We start from the raw sequence: 20043 nt of genomic DNA on the forward strand, positions 1-20043 counted from the left end.
TGGTGAGAGTTTATGACAGAATAAATATTTACATAAGAAGTGAGGTACTGTATGAAAAAAAGAACGACAGACATTATTTTTATTATTATTGGTGCATTTCTTTTTGCTTTAGGTGTCAATTTATTTGTTATCCCGAACGAGTTTGGTGAGGGTGGGGTAACAGGTATCACGATTATTACGTACTATTTATTTGAATGGTCACCAGGTTTAGTTAACTTAATTTTAAATGCGATTTTGTTAATAGTCGGTTATAAATTTTTAAATAAAATCACAACAATTTATACGATTATCGCTGTAGTGACTAACTCGCTATTTCTTCATTTAACAGAAGGCTGGACGATTGCTTCGGATGAAATGCTTGTAAATGCCATTTTCGGAGGAATATTTATCGGGTGTGGTATTGGTCTTATCATTCGCGTTGGCGGAACAACTGCAGGTACTACGATCTTAGCAAGGATGACACATAAATATTTAGGCTGGAGCATTAGCTACGGTCTACTGTTCTTCGATTTAATCGTTGCATTTTCATCTTATTTCATCATTGGTGCAGAAAAACTGATGATAACAATTATTATGCTATATGTAGCAACGAAAGTGATGGAATTTGTAATTGAAGGGTTAAATCCGAAGAAGGCTATTACGATTATTTCTGATAATCCAGATGAAATTGCCGGGAAGGTGACAACCTTAATGGGGAGAGGGGTTACCGTGTATTCAGGTCATGGCTATTACACGAAAACGCCGAAGGAAATTCTTTATGTTGTTATTAATAAGCAAGAAGTAGTGAAGCTAAAGCGGATTGTTCAAACTACGGATCCGGCGGCGTTCATCGCTATACACGATGTTCGTGATGTGTTCGGAGAAGGATTTGTTGATATTTCGAAGGCTTAGAAATTGTTTTTGATTAAAATAATCTTAATACTAAAACGTAAGAATCTATTTTGAATAATCTTTTTTCAAAATAGATTCTTTTTCTTTTTCTTGCAAAAAATCCAATTGTTTCTTAATGTAGTGATGTAGAAGGATGAACGAGAGAGGGTTTAATGAAGATGATACATATTTTATTAGCTGATGATGATAAGCATATTAGAGAGTTGTTGCATTATCATTTACAAAAAGAGGGGTTTAAAGTTTTTGAAGCAGAAGATGGAAAGGTAGCGCAAGATGTTTTAGAGAAGGAAAATATTCATCTTGCGATCGTAGACATTATGATGCCGTTCGTTGATGGCTATACGTTATGTGAAGAAATCCGGAAGTATCATGATATACCGGTTATTTTATTAACGGCGAAAGATCAGTTAGTTGATAAAGAAAAAGGATTCATTTCTGGTACGGACGATTATATCGTAAAACCATTTGAACCAGCTGAAGTGATTTTCCGTATGAAAGCTTTATTACGACGTTATCAAATGCTGAGTGCAGATATTATTACGTTGCACGGAACGACAATTGATCGAAAAGGTGTAGAAGTAAAGTGTAACGGTCAAACAATTTTGCTTCCTTTAAAGGAATTTGAGTTATTATCACAACTTGCTAGTTATCCTGGAAGAACATTTTCAAGAGAAGAGCTAATTGAATTAGTATGGGGAATGGATTTTGAAGGAGATGAACGAACAGTTGATGTTCATGTGAAAAGGCTGCGAGATCGTTTCTCAAAACGAACGGATGATTTTCAAATTACAACAGTGCGCGGCCTCGGGTATAAGTTGGAGTTGAAATAAGATGAAATCACTATATTCTAGATTTGTATTTATGACGGTCGGCATTATGCTACTTAGTAGTATTATCGGCTTTTTATTAACGAACGTATATTATCAAGTGAAGTTAAAACCATATAACAGTGAAAAGATTTTAAAGTATGCGGAAGAAGTTAAATCGTTATATGAAAAGCAAAGTGAAGAAAATCAAGAGACGTATTTGCATTCTATTGCAAAATTAGGGTATGAGATTTACATTGTTGATGATCAAAAGAATGGAAAGCGTATCGGTAATGCGTTTCGTAAGACGACAATAAGTGATGATACCGTTCATAAAGTATTGCAGGGGGAGACATTTAATGGTGTTTCTACTTATCCAACGCGCCTCTTTATTACAGGTTTTTTCGATAATGAATTAATTAATAGCGTCGGTGTCCCAGTACAACACGGTGATAAACAGTACGCTTTATTCATTCGCCCTGACGTTCAACAACAATTCGGCGAGATGAGAATTTTTCTAGCGGTATTATTAGGGTTTATCGTACTATTAAGTATTATTTTTATAGCGATTGCAGCAGGTTACATCGTTCGCCCAATCCGTAAATTTACGAAGGCTACGCAAAAAATTGCGAGTGGGGAATATGAAATTGAATTAGATGTAAAACGAAAAGATGAAATAGGAACGTTATCTACAAGCTTCCAAAAGATGACGAAGAGTATTAAAGAACTAGATGAAATGAGACAAGAATTCGTTTCGAACGTTTCACATGAATTTCAGTCGCCACTTTCTTCCATACAAGGTTTTTCAAAGACGTTGCAAACAGAAAAGATGAGTGAGGAAGAAAGAAATCATTACTTACAAATTATTGAGGGTGAAAGTAAGCGAATGTCTAGTTTATGTAAACAGTTACTTACGCTCGCTTCATTAGATAAAGAGGAAAAGGTTCTACAAATAAGAGAATTCAATCTGCAGAAGCAAATTAAAGACGTCATTTTTATGCTTGAGTGGAAATGGCGGGAAAAAGATATCGCCGTTGAATTTAATGTGCCAGATATCACTATAAAAGGTGATGAAAACTTACTTCATCAAGTTTGGAGTAACATTTTCACGAATAGCATTAAGTTTTCAAACGATGGTGGAACGATTGAGTTTTTCGTCGAAGAGTTAGAGTCTAGTGTCATTATTTCTATATCAGACAACGGAATCGGTATGGAAAAAGAAGAAATGGATCGTATTTTTGACCGTTTTTACAAAGTAGATACAGCAAGGACGAGAAACGTAGAAGGTAGCGGTTTAGGATTGTCGATTGTGCAGAAGATTGTTGAACTGCATCATGGAAACGTTTCGGTGTATAGTACGAAGGGGGAAGGAACGACCGTTCGGGTGGAGCTTCCGAAATAGATGGAAAGAAAGAGGCTGTTTCGGAACTGCCTCTTTTTTGTCGTTTTATGTCGGCAAGTCGATATAATCGGAAAATCGCTGATATAATTTGAGCTGCGCCGATATAATTCTATTTGCGCTGATATATTTGAAAAATCGCTGATATAAATTTCACGTACTGTATTTCTGCTATAAAGCCACACCTTTCCCGCGCTCAAAAAGTATCAGATGTAATTTAATTTCCCCTCTGTAATCTTCTGTTCATATTCCGTTCATATTTCTTTTTTATGATAAGTGCATAGAAAGAAAGAGGAAGGAGCGAGCGAAATGTTTTTAGCTCTGCGTGAATTGAAACAATCAAAATTAAGATACGGATTAATCGGACTGATTATGGTGTTATTATCATTTTTAGTTCTTGTTATTTCAGGATTAGCAAATGGACTATCATATGATAATGCTTCATCGATTCAAAATATGGAGGCAAATAAGTTCGTTTTAGCAGATGATGCGGAAAATAAATTACTTCGTTCACAAATTAAGAAAGACGATGTAGATAACGTAGTAAATCAAGTAGGCGAGAAAGAAGCCGTTCCGTTTCGTGTGAAAGTTTCAACATATGAAAAGAAAGATAGTTCGAAAAAGGTTGATATCGCTATTTTCTCAAGTGAACGTGATTCATTTTTAGAACCAAAAATTGTAAAAGGTGAGAAATTAGGTACAGCAAATAACGAAATGGTTGCTGACGAATCAATTAAAGAAAAAGGAATTGATATTGGAGATACAATTATTGATCCTGTTTCAAAGAAAGAATTTACAATCGTTGGATTTACGAAAGATCAAATGTTTAGCCATACACCAGTTGTGTATGTAAATGAAGACGTATGGGGATCTATTTCACAACCAAATCAAAAAGATTATAGTGCAATTGCGCTGAATACAGATAAAGAAATCAAAAATGCACATGTTATCGACAAAAAAGAAGTACTGCAAAGTATTCCAGGATTTAAAGAAGAGCAAGGAACATTGACGATGATCATTGCATTCTTACTTGTTATCGCTGCGTTATTAATCGGTGTATTCTTCTACGTTATTACACTGCAAAAAACACAGCAATTAGGCGTATTAAAAGCAATTGGTACGAAGAACTCTTATTTAGCAAATAGCTTAGTCGTACAGGCGTTATTCTTATCAGTCGTTGCGATGGTAATAAGTATTGTTCTTGTACAAGGGTTAGAACAAATTTTACCAGCTGGTATGCCATTCTTATTAACAACACCGATGATTGCACAATATGCGGCAATCTTTATCGTTATTAGTATTTTAGGAACACTTATTTCGTTATATCAAGTATTAAAAGTTGATGCATTAGAAGCAATTGGAGGCGGGATGTAATGACTTCATTATTAAAATTAGACAAAGTAAGTAAAGTGTACGGAGAAGGAAATACGGAAGTAACAGCCCTTCATCCGATGTCGCTTGATGTGAAAGCTGGAGAGTTTATCGGAATCGTTGGTCCTTCTGGATCAGGGAAAAGTACGTTATTATCAATTGCTGGTGCTTTATTATCACCGTCAAAAGGGGATATTTACATTCGCGAGCAAAATATTACGAAGCTATCAGAAAAGGAAATGACAGACATTCGTTTGAAAAAAATCGGCTTCATTTTCCAGTTTGCAAACCTTGTTCCATATTTAAATGTGAAAGAACAGTTACTTTACATTGCAAAGCTAAAAAAAGAAAGTAAACAAGAATCCGGAAAGCGTGCAGATCATTTATTAGCGGCATTTGGATTAGGAGAAAGAAAGAATCATTATCCAAATCAACTATCTGGCGGGGAAAAACAAAGGGTAGCAATCGCTCGTGCGTTCATGAACAACCCAGATTTAATATTAGCGGATGAGCCAACGGCAAGCTTAGACTCAAAACGCGCACGTGAAGTTGTTGAAATGATGAAACGCGAAGTGAAAGAGAGCCAAAAAGCAGCAATTATGATTACACATGATGAAAGAATGCTTGATGTATGTGATCGTATATTGACGCTTCGAGATGGACAGTTAATATAAAAAAAGGAAAACCGTACATGTATGTGCGGTTTTCCTTTTTTTATGGACTTATTTAGAGAATAACGTTTTAATTTTATTACGAGTAAGTAATAAAACACCGCCTAATACAGATAGCATTCCTAGAGCCATATTGTTTGATTGCTCGCTACCAGCGTTAGGAAGTTCTTTAGCGTTATTGTTTTTAGTACCATTATCTGCTTGCGTTTGTTTAGACTGTGATACTTCATTAATCTTGTTGTCAACATTTTGCTTCGTTGTATGTAACTCAGCTAATTTGTCGTCAATTTTTTTCTCAGTATGCTTAAAGTCGTTGATTTTAATATCTAAGTCTTGTTTTTTCTTTGATAAATCATCTGAAACAGTTTGTTTCGATTGTTTAATTTCGTTAATTTTATTAATTAAATCTTGTCTAGCTTCTTGTAAAACAGCTAGTTTGTTTTTTACATCTTGTTTAGCTAATTCTAAGTTAGCGGAAAGACTGTCTAAATTGCCTTTAATTTTCTTAAGTTCCTCTAACGTGTTACCGGTATTCGGCTTGTTTTCTTTTAGTTCAGCGAGTTTGTCCTCAGCAGTTTGTTTCGCTTTTTTTAACTCAGCTAATTTTTCATCTACTTGTTTTTTAACTTCCTTAAGTTCATTAACCTTTTGATCAATGTTCTCTTTATGTTGCTTCATTTCATTCACTTTTTCATCGACAGTTTGTTTATGTTCTTTAATCTCATTCACTTTGTTATCGATATTTTGCTTATGTTCTTTTACTTCAGCAACTTTATCTTCTACTTGTTTTTTATGCTCTTTAATTTCAGCGATTTTATCTTCGGCAATTTGTTTGTCTTGCTGCAGTTTTGCATCTAGTTCTTGTTTATGCTGTTTAACTTCGTTAATTTTTTCATCAGCAACTTGTTTACGTTCATGTAGTTCATTCACCTTCGTATCAACATTTTCCTTAACTTTGTTAAGTTCGTTTAATGTTTGATCCACGTTTTCTTTTTGTTGCTGTAATTTCGCATCTAACTCTTGTTTATGTTGCTTAATTTCAGCTAATCGATCTCCTGTACTTTGCTGGGGAGTAGTATCATTTACTTCCGCATGAGCAGAGTTCGCGCCAGCAATCATTGCTAAAGCTAGTGTAGACGCAGCGATTGTTTGTTTTGTTTTCATATTTTTGTACCTCTTTTCTTTCATATGCATGAGCTGTTTTGTGTAAAATTGAGCATATAGAAGTAGATTCTTCCATCATTATATACCATCTGCGCTGCCTAGAGGAAGTATTTGCATAATAATCTATGATTATGTAATTTTTATAATCTCTTATTTTGGAGTAGGGGATAAATCTTTAGCTAGATGAACAATTTCTTCAATAGTAAAGCTTATATCTTTATTATTGCGAATAACAAACAAATAATCAGCCTCATTTTCTATAGGATCTACCACATCATCGTGAAGTGATTCAGTTTGTTGTTGATCAAATACTTCTTTGAAACTAGAATATCCACCTCTAAAAATATTGGTACTTCGCGTGCTTCGAGCCACTCTTTCGTAAAGTACATCATCTGGAATGTCAAAATGAACGAGTATGCGTACATATTCATTCTGTGGAAATAATTCGTTTAGTAAATATAACCTTCCATTTTTACTGCGATTGGAGTTACTAATAATAAGGTGTAAATTTGTATGTTCTTTCGCATAATCAACAATGAATTTAGAAAGACCGTGCTTAAATGTATTAGCACCTTCAGCCGGCTGTAATTTTTCATCATGCGTGTTAATAAATTCAGCTTGTTTATCTTGATCCATAACGAAAGAGTGGGGTAACTCTTTTTCTAATGCTCTTGCAAATGTAGTTTTTCCACTGTGTGTTTTTCCAACTGTAATGATGACTAATCTTTTTATGACGCCCTCCATTTGTATTGTTATGAACTGGAATATTCGGTGTAGATCGAAATCTTCCTGCTAGAGATTACACAAATTGTTGAGCGTTAGTAGGCTGAAAACTTGACAAAAAAACTTATTTATGCTATAATTTACCAATATAAAAATAAAGTGTATAATAGGGTTCTCCTGGCCAGGGGAACCCTATTTTTGTTGTAAAAATGAAGGAGAGTGTATGTACGTGAAACAAGGTGAAGCAAGTGTAACGTCGTTAGTATCAGCTTTCAGCAGGGCATATCATAGTGAATTTGATAATCCGAAGGTCTTTGATGATTATATCGCTAAAGAATTCATATCGCCAAAAGAACGTAACAATATTGAAACGAACATGGTTCAAGGGATTCACTTTTTCAATACAGACATTGCAGAGCGGTTTCAAGACAATCCAAAAGAAATATTAAAATGGATTACACAAGTTCAGTTATCACCAACACCTTTAGCACGTGCCGCATATTGTGAAAGAGTATTACTACATGAAATTACATTAGGAGCGAAACAATACGTCATACTCGGTGCAGGCTTAGATACGTTCAGTTTTAGAAACCGAGAGTTAGAGAATAAAATAGAAATATTTGAAGTGGATCATCCTTCTACGCAGGCGTTTAAGAAGGAAAGAATAAAAGAAGTAGAACTTGAAGTTCCAAATAACCTTCATTTTGTTTCGATGGATTTCACGAAAGGATTTTTCTATGAGCAGTTACGGAATGAAGGATTTGAAAATAAAAAGACGTTCTTTAGTCTATTAGGTGTAACGTACTATTTAACGAAAGAGGAACTTTCTAGTTTAATAGAATGTTTATTTGAGGTGGTTCCGGCAGGAAGTTCTATCGTTTTCGATTATCCCGATGAAAACTTGTTTACGGAAAAGGGACTGTCCAATCGAGTTGAAAATATGGTAAAAATGGCTGCGGTAGGCGGAGAACCGATGAAATCATGTTTTTCTTATGCCGAAATGGAAGCACTGTTAGAGAAGGCGGGCTTACTCATTTATGAACATTTATCGCCAGAAGACATAAATAAATTATATTTTGAAGGACGAAACGATTATTTGAAAGCTTTTGAGACAGTGCATTATGTGCATGCGGTGAAAAGGTAGGAAATTAGTAGGCATGGGGAGGAATCTCTGTGTCTTTTTTTATAAAAAAGGAAATGAGCTGTAGTGGTGGAAAATATAATTATAAATATATATAAATTAATGTTTTGTAGAAACTAAAGGAAAGGGGAAATAGAAGATGTTGAAATTACAAGGGAAATACAATGAAGCAAAAGTGTTTACTACGAATGTAGAAAAAACTGCAGCAGGTCAAATTATTGATCTTTGTAACCAAGAATTCGTAAAGGATAGCAAGATTCGTATTATGCCAGATACACATGCGGGTGCAGGTTGCACGATTGGGACAACAATGACAATTCAAGATAAGATTGTTCCTAATTTAGTCGGGGTTAACTAATCGGCTCAGACTTTAAACTACTCACTCAATTGACTGGGAACCCTAACGATAAAAGGCGAGGGCAATCAGCAGCCAGTGGTTATGGTGACATAATCGAATGGTTCAGAGACTTGTACCATGTTAGCAGACTAAGGTACAGAATTATTCCTCATCTATTTTGAATTGAAGAGGAATAATTAATACGGTGAGCCTACAGTAGAGACTGCATATCTCGATGACTGTAGAGAAGGTATAGTCCACTCTTTCAGGAAACTGAGAGGTAAGTACGATATTGGTTGTGGCATGGAAGTTGTTATGATTAATAAGAAAAAAGAGGAAATCAACTTCGATCACTTAGACGAAACGATACGTAAATTTGTCCCAAGTGGTTTTCGTATTCGAGATAAGGAACATAGATTTTCAAAAATGATTGATTTTGATAGTGTAAGAGCCCCGTTTACATTGCAACGTGCTCAAAAAAGTATTGGTACACTTGGCGGGGGCAATCATTTTGTCGAACTGAATGAGGATGATAAAGGAAATGTATACATTGTCATTCATAGTGGTTCGCGTAATTTAGGGAAACAAGTAGCAGAGTATTATCAAAACTTTGCTTACGAGCAACTTATAAACGTTAAATCTATTAAAGAAGAACTGATTGAGCGTTTAACGAAAGAAGGTAGACAACAAGAAATACATGAAGCTTTACGTGAAATTAAGAAACCGGTGATTCGCAAAGAATTAGCTTATTTAGAAGGACAAGGATTTAAAGATTACATGAATGATATGAAAATTGCACAAAAATATGCAGAGTTAAATCGTAAGGCAATGATTGATGAAATCGTCACTAAAATGGATTGGAAAGTAACCGATCAATTCACTACAATTCATAACTACATCGATATGGAAAATATGATTCTACGAAAAGGTGCTATTTCAGCTCAGAAAAATGAACGAGTAATCATTCCAATCAATATGAGAGATGGTTCAATCATTGCATTTGGTAAAGGAAATCCAGATTGGAACTTTTCTGGCCCTCATGGAGCAGGGCGTATTATGAGTCGCAAGAAGGCGAAAGAAGTACTTAACTTAGAGGATTTTCAAAATACAATGACAGAGGTTTGGACTACATCTGTTGCAGAAAGTACTTTAGATGAAGCACCAATGGTATATAAGCCAATGGATGAAATTATTGAGAATACAAAAGAAACAATTGATATTAAACATATTATTAAGCCACTTTACAATTTTAAGGCTAATTAAAAGAGGAGTAACGTTTATTAAAGAAAGAAAACTTGAAAAGATAGCATATTTTGTGGCGGTTATATAACAGAGATTAAAAAGACAACATATTAAACTAAGAGATTCATCATATTCATTTACATTTATGTAATGTTAAAGACTAAAAAGCTAGATTGGCGCGAATTGCTAATTGTGGAGTGTGTAGAAAAGACAAAATCTCTTAAAAAACACTTAATTTTTTATTCCATTAATCTTTACAATCTCCCCCTATAATGTGAATTGGACAAGCACCTAAGAGAAGCAGAATATGTCAGTTGGTACATTCTATTATTAGGGGGAGAATTTGTATGAAAAAGACAGTTGCTTCGTTAGCAGTTATGGCGGCATTATTACCGACATTTTCAGCACATGCGGAAGGGAAAGAGCAAGTTCGAAAATCAGCTACAACTTTTAATGTTATTAGTGACATTCAAGGTGATTTAGGAGATTTTGATCACGTATTAAAAGATATGAATAAAGTAACGCCACTTTCTAGAGCGCTTATTATGAATGGGGATATAACGCCGACTGGACAACAGTCACAATATGATGATGTAAAGCGTGTGTTAAATAAAAATAAGCATCCAGAAAATGTATGGTCTACTGTTGGGAATCATGAGTTTTATGCTGGTAAATGGACAGCAGATGGGAAACTCTCTCAAAGTACATGGCCAAATAGTGTAACTGAGGAAACTTTATTTAACCGCTATCTGAAATTTAGTGGACAAGAAAAGGTATATCATAAAAAAGAATTAGATGGCTATCCACTTTTATTTTTAGGAACTGAAAAATATATGAAATACCACGATTCAAAAATGTGGGATGAAGTATATATGAGTGATGAGCAATTAGGTTGGTTAAAACAAAATTTAGAAGAGTATAGTCAAAAAGATAAAAATAAACCAATCTTTATTTTCTCTCATCACGTTTTACCTGATACAGTATCTGGATCAAGACAATCACCATATTTACAAGATTATTTAAACGTGGATAAATTGTACGATATATTAAAAGACTATCCGCAGGTTGTTTTCTTCACGAGTCATACGCATTGGGATTTAAACTTACCTGACTGGGCTGGTAAAAAGAAAATTAAAGGCGGAGATGAAAAAGGTTTCACTGTTGTAAATACGGGCGGGATTGAAACAGGCTGGATGTCAGCAGGGCCAAATGGAGGAGAGAAAACTGCTCCAGATGGCTATTCATTTAAACAAGGGTTACAAGTGAAAGCATATGGTAACGATGTAATTGTGACAGCTTACGATTACAAACGTGATAAGGATATAAAGAAGTTATTAATTAGTGATTCAAAAATTGCGCAGATGGCACCAAATGTAACGGCAGATGATAGTGAAAATATAATTGTCGGTGCAACTGAATATATGGAGTATTCTATAGAAGGAACGAATGAGTGGCATACGTATAGTAAAGCAAACCCTCCGAAATTTGATGGGGATAAAGTCGTATACGTACGCCATAAAGGTGAAATGAATTTAGAGCCGGGATTAACACAGTTACTTCGTTTTTCGGTAAATAAGTGATTGGAGGGAGTCTGCATTTGAATGTGTAGGCTCTTTTTTTGTTGATGAGAAAGGAGGTGCCTGTCTGTCGTTTTTTGTCGATAGATCGATATATTAAGAAAATCGTTGATATATTGCAAGTTACGATAGATACATTTGAAAAATTGTTGATATATTGTAAGGAATGAACGATATATTTGAAAAATCGTTGATGTAAATTTCATGTACCGTAATTAAGTTAAAATCATTAATACGGTTTTACTTATCAAAACGAAATTCTAATACATTTTTAACCGAGAAAGGTGACTTCACCATTTTTACGTGTAATAATAGTAACGTTACATATATTGTGAAAGAAGTACAAAAGGAGCGTTACAATGAATTTAGCTAAATTCCCGAGAAAAAAATATACAGAATCATATACACCAATTGAAAAGTTAAACAACTTTTCTGAAGCACTTGGTGGCCCGACTATTTATTTTAAACGAGATGATTTACTTGGTTTAACAGCTGGTGGCAATAAGACGAGAAAATTAGAATTTTTAGTTGCAGATGCACAGGAAAATGGTGCAGATACGTTAATTACAGCTGGTGGTATTCAGTCAAATCATTGCCGCCTGACACTTGCTGCTGCGGTAAAAGAAAAAATGAAATGTATCCTTGTATTAGAGGAAGGGCTTGAGCCAGAAGAGAAGAGAGACTTTAACGGGAACTATTTCTTATATCACTTATTAGGTGCTGAAAATGTAATTGTTGTACCGAACGGAGCAGATCTTATGGAAGAAATGCATAAAGTAGCAAAAGAAGTAAGTGAAAAAGGGAATACACCATATGTAATTCCAGTTGGTGGATCAAACCCTACGGGTGCTATGGGATACGTTGCTTGTGCCCAAGAAATTATGGCGCAATCATTTGAGCAAGGAATTGATTTCAGTTCAGTTGTTTGTGTAAGTGGAAGCGGCGGTATGCATGCCGGTTTAATTACTGGTTTTTCTGGAACGCAAAGCCAGATTCCTGTAATCGGAATTAACGTAAGTAGAGGAAAAGCTGAGCAAGAAGAGAAAGTAGCAAAACTTGTAGATGAAACTTCAGCACACGTTGGTATTCCAAACTTTATCCCGCGCGACGCTGTTACGTGCTTTGATGAATATGTAGGGCCAGGATATGCGTTACCAACGCCGGAAATGGTAGAGGCAGTTCAGTTACTTGCGAAAACAGAAGGTATTTTACTTGATCCAGTGTATACAGGTAAGGCGGTAGCGGGATTAATCGATTTAATTAGAAAAGGTAAATTTAATAAGGAAGACAATATTTTATTCGTACATTCAGGTGGTTCACCAGCTTTATATGCGAATACTTCTTTATTTGCTTAAGTGTAAAAAGCATTGGGTATCCAATGCTTTTTTGTTATATAATGGAATTGCTGGGAGGCGGGAGGATGATATGAATTCAAATTTAAAATGGATTATATATACGGTACTCGGCATTTCTATTCTATTAATCTTATTTGTGGCTTATGGGGTGTATTCTTATTTTACATTTTAAAAGCGTAATGGAAGTGAACCATAATGTAATGTATGTTATAGTTTGATATGTTAATTACTTACAATACTTTCTACAAGGAGAATACATAATGAGAGCAAAGAAACTAGTAACGTTAGCAGTTCCATTTATGCTGTTAGTCGGATGCGAGGTAGGAGATAAAGATTCTACTCATAAGACTGAGCAAACTAGTAAAGCAATAACGAAAACAGTAATTTCTGAACAACAGTATCTGTACTACATATGTGAGCAAGTGGTAGAGTTCCAATTTAAGAAGGATGAATTGTTACTAAACTTAGGAGAATCCTTAAAGGACAAAGAAAAAGCAAAAGCTGTTTTAAAAACATCAAACGAGATAGATAAAATTTTAGACAATATGGAACACATAAAAGTACCTGATACATACAAAGACATTCACAAATCCATACAAGAAGGGGTAACAGAGGCAAGAAAAGCAACGAAGTTAATTAAGGATGCTGGTAAAGAAGATAAACAGAAGATTCAAGAAGCTACAATGAAAGGTACTGAATTTTTATCAGGTGTAGACGGAGAGCATTGGAAAAAAGCAATTTATGAGTTATCACAGGAAAACAAAGATGCTTATAGTAAGGCACTTGATAAGAAAGTAAAGGAGCACTCAAAGTAAAACAGTAACTTGTAATAATACATATCCACCTAAAATTTCCGCGAATGCTATGCTAGGAAGTTAGGTGGGAGATTACTGTCCTTAAATGTGGTTGATTAAAGCTACAGCCACATTCTCCTGTTCTAATTAACTAAAAGAAGAACTTCCCCATCCCGATTAGACTACTGATCATTCCTATTCCACTCATGGTACCTTTTCCTGCTGTAAGTAAGTTTCCAATCATTCCCAGCTGCCCGTAACCTCCGTTATTCCCCCATCCCATGGGACTTATCTGTCCTCCCCATCCTGGAGAGTTTCCGAAAATACCCCCGTTATTGGTATTGAATTTAAAAGCCTTAGCTGGCGGCGATAGTAAAGCTGCGAGATGACCTTGTGCGAACATCCCTGTATGATTGAATGGTTGCGCCCAGGGGAAGGGAGGTTTTTGAAAATTAAAACCTGCATGACCTGGTAATGGAGTCCAATTAGCAGGGTGACCTTGTGGTAGTATCTCTGCATAATTAATTGGCTGCTGCCCCCAAGAGAAGGGAGGAGGTTGGGGATTGAACCCCGTATAATTGGCTGATGAATCCCAACTAACTGGATAGACTCGGTAACTCCAATTCTCAGGAAGCTTCAAATCATTCATTACCTCAGATGTAGTTATTTCGGGCTGTGAATATAATGAAATTTGGTTAGTATATTGTTGCCCATTTCCCTTTGAATTCAAATACCAATATTGGTCCATACGCTTATTCTCCTCACTTTAAAAATGTAATGTTAGACTTAGCCTATGTAATATTCCTTTTTATGGATGGTTACATAACTAGATCTACAAGCCTGTATTTAAAGGAATGGGTGCGTAGTCTTTTTGATTTTTCTCGCTGCCTGTAAAATTCCCATTGATGTAAAGTTTCACTTTATTTTAGAAGGGGATTTTCAGTTGCTTCTTTTTTGTATTTCAGCCTAATTTAAATTCCGTTAACAAACATTTTTATAAAGGTTTAATCAACAAAAAGATTTTAAAATGGTATGTTGAGCAAGTGGAATTGCTAAAAAGAGAATATCCATTCGAAGAGTTTGGCAAAATACTGTAAGGGTAATGTTTTCTTGTGCAAATATGTAAACGATTTAAACGAATCAATGAAATTTATAATGAAGGGGCAATTAAATATATGAGTGAAACATTACATAAAAGAAAACCACCATATGTAATGCTTGTAATCCTTTTTATTGGGGCATTTGTTTCATTTCTAAATAACTCCCTTTTAAATGTAGCCTTGCCATCAATAATGAAAGATTTAAACATTCAAGATTATTCAACGATCCAGTGGCTTTCTACAGGGTATATGCTTGTAAGTGGTATATTAATTCCGGCCTCAGCATTTTTAATAACGCGTTTCTCGAATAGGAGCCTATTTATTACATCTATGGTGATTTTTATTCTTGGTACTGCCTTAGCGGCTGTAGCACCTAACTTTGGTTTATTACTTACTGGTCGGATGGTTCAAGCGGCAGGCTCTTCAGTTATGGGACCTTTGTTAATGAATATTATGCTAGTAAGCTTTCCAAGAGAAAAAAGGGGAACAGCAATGGGGATTTTTGGACTAGTTATGATTACAGCTCCAGCAATTGGGCCGACACTATCAGGTTATATTGTAGAGTATTATGACTGGCGTTTGCTTTTTGAAATGATTTTACCGTTAGCAATCATTAGCTTACTGTTAGGGATTTGGAAATCTGAGAATGTCATGAAACAAAACAAAAATGCAAAACTTGATTATCTCTCATTACTATTATCTTCTGTCGGTTTTGGCGGTTTGTTATATGGATTCAGTTCTGCAAGCTCCGATGGTTGGACAAATAAAGTTGTCTTAACAACCTTAATCATAGGCGCAATTGCCCTAATTGCTTTCATTATTCGTCAATTAAAAATGGATGAGCCGTTATTGGATTTACGTGTTTACAAGTACCCAATGTTTGCACTTGCGTCTGTAATTGCAATTGTCAACGCGGTGGCCATGTTTTCGGGTATGATTTTAACACCAGCTTATGTACAAAACGTCCGTGGCATTTCTCCGCTGAGCTCTGGACTGATGATGCTTCCAGGTGCGGTTATAATGGGGATTATGTCACCAATTACAGGTAAACTATTTGATAAATATGGTCCTCGGATTCTTGGCATAGTGGGGCTTTCCATTACAGCTGTTTCAACTTATATGTTGGCAAGTCTGCAAATTGACTCTAGTCACACACATATTATTCTTATCTACACACTGCGGATGTTTGGGATGGCGATGGTTATGATGCCACTTATGACAAATGGTCTTAATCAATTGCCAACTCGCTTAAACCCGCACGGTACAGCTGTTAATAATACGGCTCAACAAGTGTCCGGTTCGATTGGTACTGCTATTCTTGTTACGATTATGAACTCTGTAACAAAAACAAAAGCTGAAAGTTTAATGTCTCATATAGATCCAACAACCTTTACAGAAACTACGAAGGCAATAGTAACTCAGAAGGCTTTATTATCTGGAATTCAATATTCGTTTTATGTAGCGCTTGGCATGAATGTTGTTGCACTACTATTAGTTTTTTTCGTTAAACGTGTAGATACAAGTGCGGAAGCTGTCGAGAAGCTAAATCGGTAGAGAAAAATAAAACGCTTGATAATGATTCCAACAAGTTTTTTGCTGCTAAGGCGCCGGTATTTAAAGCTGGAAAAGAACTAAAAGAAGCAGGGAAATAATTATATAGTAAAAGAGGACCTGATGTTCATATCAGGTCCTCTTTCATTAGTAACACGGTATACTTGCTTATCGTATTGGTTTAACTAAACTACTGATTTTTCGAATACTACAATCTTAAGCTCGTCAACTTCTCTATTTTTGGGGTGTTTTAGAAGAAAAATGAATCAAAATAATCGTTTTTATAAACAAATACAAGAGATGAGATCCGTTTGCAATTTCTCATAAACATTACAAGTTTAGATTATCTTTTAACACCAACATTAAAAGGCTCCAACTATATTTATTCGCTTCATTTTAATTTAGTATTTTTCTACAAGTTATAAGTCTAATTGCCAAGCTTATACGTAATATCATAATCATGAATAGTTAGGGAAAAGATAAAATAAGGTAATCAATTACATATCTTTATCCCAGGCGATTAGTTGCTATTTCCTCTTTATTAAATGGGATATGTTATTTCATGCTTTTTTGAAAGGGTGTTTTAAATGGAAAAAAAAGTATCTGCCATTCCTCAGCCGAAAACATATGGACCGCTGGGTAATCTCCCATTAATCGATAAAGATAAACCGACCCTATCCTTTATCAAGATAGCGGAAGAGTATGGTCCCATTTTTCAAATTCAAACTTTAAGTGATACCATTATTGTCGTTTCCGGACATGAACTGGTAGCAGAAGTCTGTGACGAAACACGGTTCGATAAAAGTATAGAGGGTGCTTTAGCAAAAGTTCGCGCCTTTGCTGGAGACGGATTATTTACAAGCGAGACTCACGAGCCTAACTGGAAAAAAGCTCATAATATTTTGATGCCTACATTTAGCCAACGGGCAATGAAAGATTACCATGCTATGATGGTTGATATTGCTGTACAACTCGTTCAAAAATGGGCACGGCTTAATCCGAATGAAAACGTGGATGTTCCGGAGGATATGACTCGTCTTACGTTAGATACAATTGGTCTATGTGGTTTTAATTACCGATTTAATAGCTTTTATCGTGAGACCCCTCATCCTTTTATTACTAGCATGACCCGTGCTCTAGATGAGGCGATGCACCAATTACAGCGGTTAGATATAGAAGACAAACTTATGTGGAGAACGAAACGTCAATTTCAGCATGATATCCAGTCTATGTTTTCTTTAGTAGATAATATTATTGCTGAACGTAAAAGTAGTGGAGATCAGGAAGAAAATGATTTACTTTCCCGTATGTTAAATGTACAAGATCCGGAAACTGGTGAAAAATTAGATGATGAAAACATTCGTTTCCAAATTATCACTTTTTTAATAGCTGGGCATGAGACAACAAGTGGATTGTTATCTTTTGCAATTTACTTTTTATTAAAGAATCCGGATAAATTGAAAAAAGCCTATGAAGAAGTAGACCGTGTTTTGACAGATCCTACTCCAACATACCAACAAGTTATGAAACTGAAGTATATACGGATGATTTTAAATGAATCACTGCGTCTATGGCCTACCGCTCCAGCATTCAGTCTCTATGCAAAAGAAGATACAGTGATTGGCGGGAAATACCCAATTAAGAAAGGAGAAGATCGTATTTCTGTTCTTATTCCACAGCTACATAGGGATAAAGATGCATGGGGAGACAATGTGGAAGAATTCCAACCTGAACGATTTGAAGAGCTGGATAAGGTTCCTCATCATGCTTATAAGCCATTTGGAAATGGCCAGAGAGCATGTATCGGTATGCAATTTGCACTTCATGAAGCCACTCTTGTAATGGGAATGCTTCTTCAACATTTTGAATTAATCGATTATCAAAACTATCAGCAGGATGTAAAACAAACATTAACGCTAAAGCCCGGTGATTTTAAGATTAGGATTCTACCCCGAAAACAAACTATTAGCCATCCTACTGCTCTTGCACCTACAGAGGACAAGCTGAAAAACGATGAAATTAAGCAGCACGTTCAGAAGACACCTTCTATTATTGGGGCCGATAATCTTTCACTTCTTGTTCTGTATGGCTCGGATACAGGGGTAGCAGAAGGTATTGCAAGAGAATTAGCAGATACAGCTAGTTTAGAAGGGGTTCGAACGGAAGTGGTAGCTCTTAACGATCGAATTGGAAGTTTGCCAAAAGAAGGAGCGGTACTTATTGTGACTTCTTCTTATAATGGAAAACCGCCAAGTAATGCAGGGCAGTTTGTGCAATGGTTGGAGGAACTAAAAACAGATGAGCTAAAAGGGGTTCAATACGCAGTTTTTGGTTGTGGAGATCATAATTGGGCTAGTACCTATCAACGGATTCCAAGATACATTGATGAGCAGATGGCTCAAAAAGGAGCAACAAGATTTTCTAAACGCGGAGAAGCAGATGCAAGTGGTGATTTTGAGGAACAGCTCGAGCAATGGAAACAAAGCATGTGGTCTGATGCGATGAAGGCATTTGGATTGGAGCTCAACAAAAATATGGAAAAAGAGCGCAGTACTTTGAGTCTGCAATTTGTCAGTCGTCTTGGAGGATCTCCTCTTGCACGAACATATGAAGCAGTTTATGCGTCTATACTAGAAAATCGTGAACTCCAATCATCCAGCAGTGATAGAAGTACACGACATATCGAGGTATCCTTGCCGGAAGGCGCTACATATAAAGAAGGAGACCACCTTGGAGTGCTGCCAGTTAATAGCGAGAAAAATATCAACCGAATTTTAAGACGCTTTGGATTAAATGGGAAGGATCAAGTTATACTGAGTGCAAGTGGACGAAGTATAAATCACATACCTTTAGACAGTCCTGTTAGTTTATTGGACCTTCTTAGTTATAGTGTTGAAGTTCAAGAAGCAGCCACTCGAGCACAAATACGAGAAATGGTAACATTCACAGCATGTCCTCCTCATAAAAAAGAATTGGAAGCATTATTAGAAGAAGGAGTTTACCATGAACAAATACTAAAGAAACGGATTTCAATGTTGGACCTTCTTGAAAAGTATGAGGCTTGTGAAATCCGATTTGAACGCTTTTTAGAACTTCTTCCTGCGCTCAAACCGCGTTACTATTCTATTTCAAGCTCTCCACTCGTTGTACAGAATCGTCTGAGCATTACGGTCGGTGTTGTTAATGCGCCTGCATGGAGTGGGGAAGGGACATATGAAGGAGTCGCTTCTAATTACTTAGCTCAGCGTCATAATAAAGATGAGATTATCTGTTTCATTCGAACGCCACAATCAAACTTTGAATTACCTAAAGATCCAGAAACACCAATTATTATGGTTGGGCCAGGTACTGGAATTGCACCATTCCGTGGATTCTTGCAAGCGCGTCGTGTTCAAAAGCAAAAAGGTATTAACTTAGGAGAAGCACATCTATATTTTGGTTGTCGTCATCCTGAAAAAGATTATCTTTATCGTACAGAACTAGAAAATGATGAAAGAGATGGATTAATCTCTTTACACACAGCTTTTTCTCGTCTAGAGGGACATCCAAAAACATATGTACAGCATTTAATAAAACAAGATAGAATCAATTTAATTTCGTTATTAGATAATGGAGCTCATCTTTATATATGTGGTGATGGAAGTAAAATGGCTCCGGATGTAGAAGATACCCTTTGTCAAGCGTATCAAGAAATTCATGAAGTCAGTGAACAAGAAGCAAGAAATTGGTTGGATCGTGTGCAAGATGAAGGGCGATATGGAAAAGATGTTTGGGCTGGTATATGACTGTTTCTTAATTAGATACATATTAACTAATAAACTTCTTTCGAATAAATTTCACTTTATTAGTATCGTGTATTTAGATGAATAGTGATTAACCGGACTATTTAGTATCTACTAAATAAAAAACAGGACCTGATAT

16 protein-coding genes are annotated in these 20043 nt (G+C 35.7%); 13 read left to right on the forward strand and 3 right to left on the reverse strand.

Translation table 11 applies throughout. The annotated features are described in order from the left end of the window. The first annotated feature begins 51 nt into the window (after positions 1–51). The 5 genes from QCI79_RS24550 to QCI79_RS24570 all read left to right on the forward strand — a co-directional run bounded on the left by QCI79_RS24550 (position 52) and on the right by QCI79_RS24570 (position 5141). Positions 52–891, forward strand: coding sequence for a YitT family protein (locus QCI79_RS24550; RefSeq protein ID WP_000747492.1), 840 nt, complete (start codon positions 52–54; stop codon positions 889–891). Between the two features lie 152 nt (positions 892–1043). Continuing rightward, on the forward strand, positions 1044–1721 hold the full coding sequence (locus QCI79_RS24555) for a response regulator transcription factor (RefSeq protein ID WP_000781961.1): 678 nt from the start codon (positions 1044–1046) through the stop codon (positions 1719–1721). A 1-nt stretch (position 1722) separates the two neighbouring features. Next, positions 1723–3099, forward strand: a complete 1377-nt coding sequence (locus QCI79_RS24560; RefSeq protein ID WP_000839528.1) for a sensor histidine kinase — start codon at positions 1723–1725, stop codon at positions 3097–3099. A 306-nt stretch (positions 3100–3405) separates the two neighbouring features. Then, positions 3406–4470, forward strand: a complete 1065-nt coding sequence (locus tag QCI79_RS24565; RefSeq protein ID WP_000477750.1) for an ABC transporter permease — start codon at positions 3406–3408, stop codon at positions 4468–4470. Continuing rightward, a complete protein-coding gene (locus QCI79_RS24570) occupies positions 4470–5141 on the forward strand; it encodes an ABC transporter ATP-binding protein (protein WP_000202607.1) in 672 nt (223 codons plus the stop codon). Before QCI79_RS24565 ends, QCI79_RS24570 begins: the two co-directional genes overlap by 1 nt. Positions 5142–5189: 48 nt before the next feature. On the opposite strand, the gene QCI79_RS24575 is transcribed toward QCI79_RS24570, so the two are convergent. Together QCI79_RS24575 and QCI79_RS24580 are read right to left on the reverse strand one after the other, a co-directional pair. After that, positions 5190–6302 (reverse strand): LPXTG cell wall anchor domain-containing protein, encoded by a 1113-nt coding sequence (locus QCI79_RS24575; protein ID WP_000851015.1) that lies wholly within the window; start codon positions 6300–6302, stop codon positions 5190–5192. A gap of 150 nt (positions 6303–6452) precedes the next feature. After that, positions 6453–7034 carry an ATP-binding protein gene (locus tag QCI79_RS24580; RefSeq protein ID WP_031303583.1) on the reverse strand — a complete coding sequence of 194 codons (582 nt, stop codon included), beginning with the start codon at positions 7032–7034 and terminating at the stop codon, positions 6453–6455. Between the two features lie 214 nt (positions 7035–7248). On the opposite strand from QCI79_RS24580, the gene QCI79_RS24585 reads away from it, so the two are divergent. The 6 genes from QCI79_RS24585 (at position 7249) to QCI79_RS24610 (ending at position 13492) form a co-directional block, all read left to right on the forward strand. Beyond that, positions 7249–8169, forward strand: a complete 921-nt coding sequence (locus QCI79_RS24585) for a class I SAM-dependent methyltransferase (RefSeq protein WP_000289379.1) — start codon at positions 7249–7251, stop codon at positions 8167–8169. Positions 8170–8305: 136 nt separating this feature from the next. Then, positions 8306–8524, forward strand: a complete 219-nt coding sequence (locus tag QCI79_RS24590) for an RtcB family protein (RefSeq protein ID WP_000916240.1) — start codon at positions 8306–8308, stop codon at positions 8522–8524. A gap of 282 nt (positions 8525–8806) precedes the next feature. Beyond that, positions 8807–9766, forward strand: a complete 960-nt coding sequence (locus QCI79_RS24595) for an RtcB family protein (protein ID WP_000454390.1) — start codon at positions 8807–8809, stop codon at positions 9764–9766. Positions 9767–10092: 326 nt separating this feature from the next. Next, a complete protein-coding gene (locus QCI79_RS24600; RefSeq protein ID WP_021727774.1) occupies positions 10093–11325 on the forward strand; it encodes a DUF4073 domain-containing protein in 1233 nt (410 codons plus the stop codon). A gap of 356 nt (positions 11326–11681) precedes the next feature. Then, complete coding sequence (cuyA, locus tag QCI79_RS24605) at positions 11682–12677, forward strand: D-cysteate sulfo-lyase (RefSeq protein WP_001046617.1); 996 nt, start codon at positions 11682–11684, stop codon at positions 12675–12677. Between the two features lie 260 nt (positions 12678–12937). Beyond that, positions 12938–13492, forward strand: coding sequence for a hypothetical protein (locus tag QCI79_RS24610; RefSeq protein ID WP_001201799.1), 555 nt, complete (start codon positions 12938–12940; stop codon positions 13490–13492). 130 nt (positions 13493–13622) lie between these two features. On the opposite strand, the gene QCI79_RS24615 is transcribed toward QCI79_RS24610, so the two are convergent. After that, positions 13623–14219 carry a hypothetical protein gene (locus QCI79_RS24615; protein ID WP_000373141.1) on the reverse strand — a complete coding sequence of 199 codons (597 nt, stop codon included), beginning with the start codon at positions 14217–14219 and terminating at the stop codon, positions 13623–13625. Between the two features lie 427 nt (positions 14220–14646). Between QCI79_RS24615 and QCI79_RS24620 the strand changes: the two genes are divergently transcribed. Together QCI79_RS24620 and cypD are read left to right on the forward strand one after the other, a co-directional pair. Continuing rightward, complete coding sequence (locus tag QCI79_RS24620; protein WP_000005138.1) at positions 14647–16125, forward strand: DHA2 family efflux MFS transporter permease subunit; 1479 nt, start codon at positions 14647–14649, stop codon at positions 16123–16125. Positions 16126–16709: 584 nt separating this feature from the next. Then, positions 16710–19907, forward strand: a complete 3198-nt coding sequence (cypD, locus tag QCI79_RS24625) for a bifunctional P-450/NADPH--P450 reductase (RefSeq protein WP_021727775.1) — start codon at positions 16710–16712, stop codon at positions 19905–19907. The last annotated feature ends 136 nt before the right edge of the window (positions 19908–20043 follow it).

It is taken from the genome of Bacillus cereus group sp. MG1, assembly GCF_040460035.1.
In the GTDB taxonomy this organism is placed as follows: Bacteria; Bacillota; Bacilli; order Bacillales; family Bacillaceae_G; genus Bacillus_A; species Bacillus_A cereus.

What these genes read in the sequence shown, in the direction of transcription:
- QCI79_RS24560 (WP_000839528.1), top strand. Translation starts at nt 1,723, where the DNA reads ATGAAATCACTATATTCTAGATTTGTATTTATGACGGTCGGCATTATG.
- QCI79_RS24575 (WP_000851015.1), bottom strand. Translation starts at nt 6,302, where the DNA reads ATGAAAACAAAACAAACAATCGCTGCGTCTACACTAGCTTTAGCAATG.
- cuyA (WP_001046617.1), top strand. Translation starts at nt 11,682, where the DNA reads ATGAATTTAGCTAAATTCCCGAGAAAAAAATATACAGAATCATATACA.
- QCI79_RS24620 (WP_000005138.1), top strand. Translation starts at nt 14,647, where the DNA reads ATGAGTGAAACATTACATAAAAGAAAACCACCATATGTAATGCTTGTA.
- QCI79_RS24550 (WP_000747492.1), top strand. Translation starts at nt 52, where the DNA reads ATGAAAAAAAGAACGACAGACATTATTTTTATTATTATTGGTGCATTT.
- cypD (WP_021727775.1), top strand. Translation starts at nt 16,710, where the DNA reads ATGGAAAAAAAAGTATCTGCCATTCCTCAGCCGAAAACATATGGACCG.
- QCI79_RS24585 (WP_000289379.1), top strand. Translation starts at nt 7,249, where the DNA reads ATGTACGTGAAACAAGGTGAAGCAAGTGTAACGTCGTTAGTATCAGCT.
- QCI79_RS24600 (WP_021727774.1), top strand. Translation starts at nt 10,093, where the DNA reads ATGAAAAAGACAGTTGCTTCGTTAGCAGTTATGGCGGCATTATTACCG.
- QCI79_RS24565 (WP_000477750.1), top strand. Translation starts at nt 3,406, where the DNA reads ATGTTTTTAGCTCTGCGTGAATTGAAACAATCAAAATTAAGATACGGA.
- QCI79_RS24570 (WP_000202607.1), top strand. Translation starts at nt 4,470, where the DNA reads ATGACTTCATTATTAAAATTAGACAAAGTAAGTAAAGTGTACGGAGAA.
- QCI79_RS24555 (WP_000781961.1), top strand. Translation starts at nt 1,044, where the DNA reads ATGAAGATGATACATATTTTATTAGCTGATGATGATAAGCATATTAGA.
- QCI79_RS24590 (WP_000916240.1), top strand. Translation starts at nt 8,306, where the DNA reads ATGTTGAAATTACAAGGGAAATACAATGAAGCAAAAGTGTTTACTACG.
- QCI79_RS24595 (WP_000454390.1), top strand. Translation starts at nt 8,807, where the DNA reads ATGGAAGTTGTTATGATTAATAAGAAAAAAGAGGAAATCAACTTCGAT.
- QCI79_RS24610 (WP_001201799.1), top strand. Translation starts at nt 12,938, where the DNA reads ATGAGAGCAAAGAAACTAGTAACGTTAGCAGTTCCATTTATGCTGTTA.
- QCI79_RS24615 (WP_000373141.1), bottom strand. Translation starts at nt 14,219, where the DNA reads ATGGACCAATATTGGTATTTGAATTCAAAGGGAAATGGGCAACAATAT.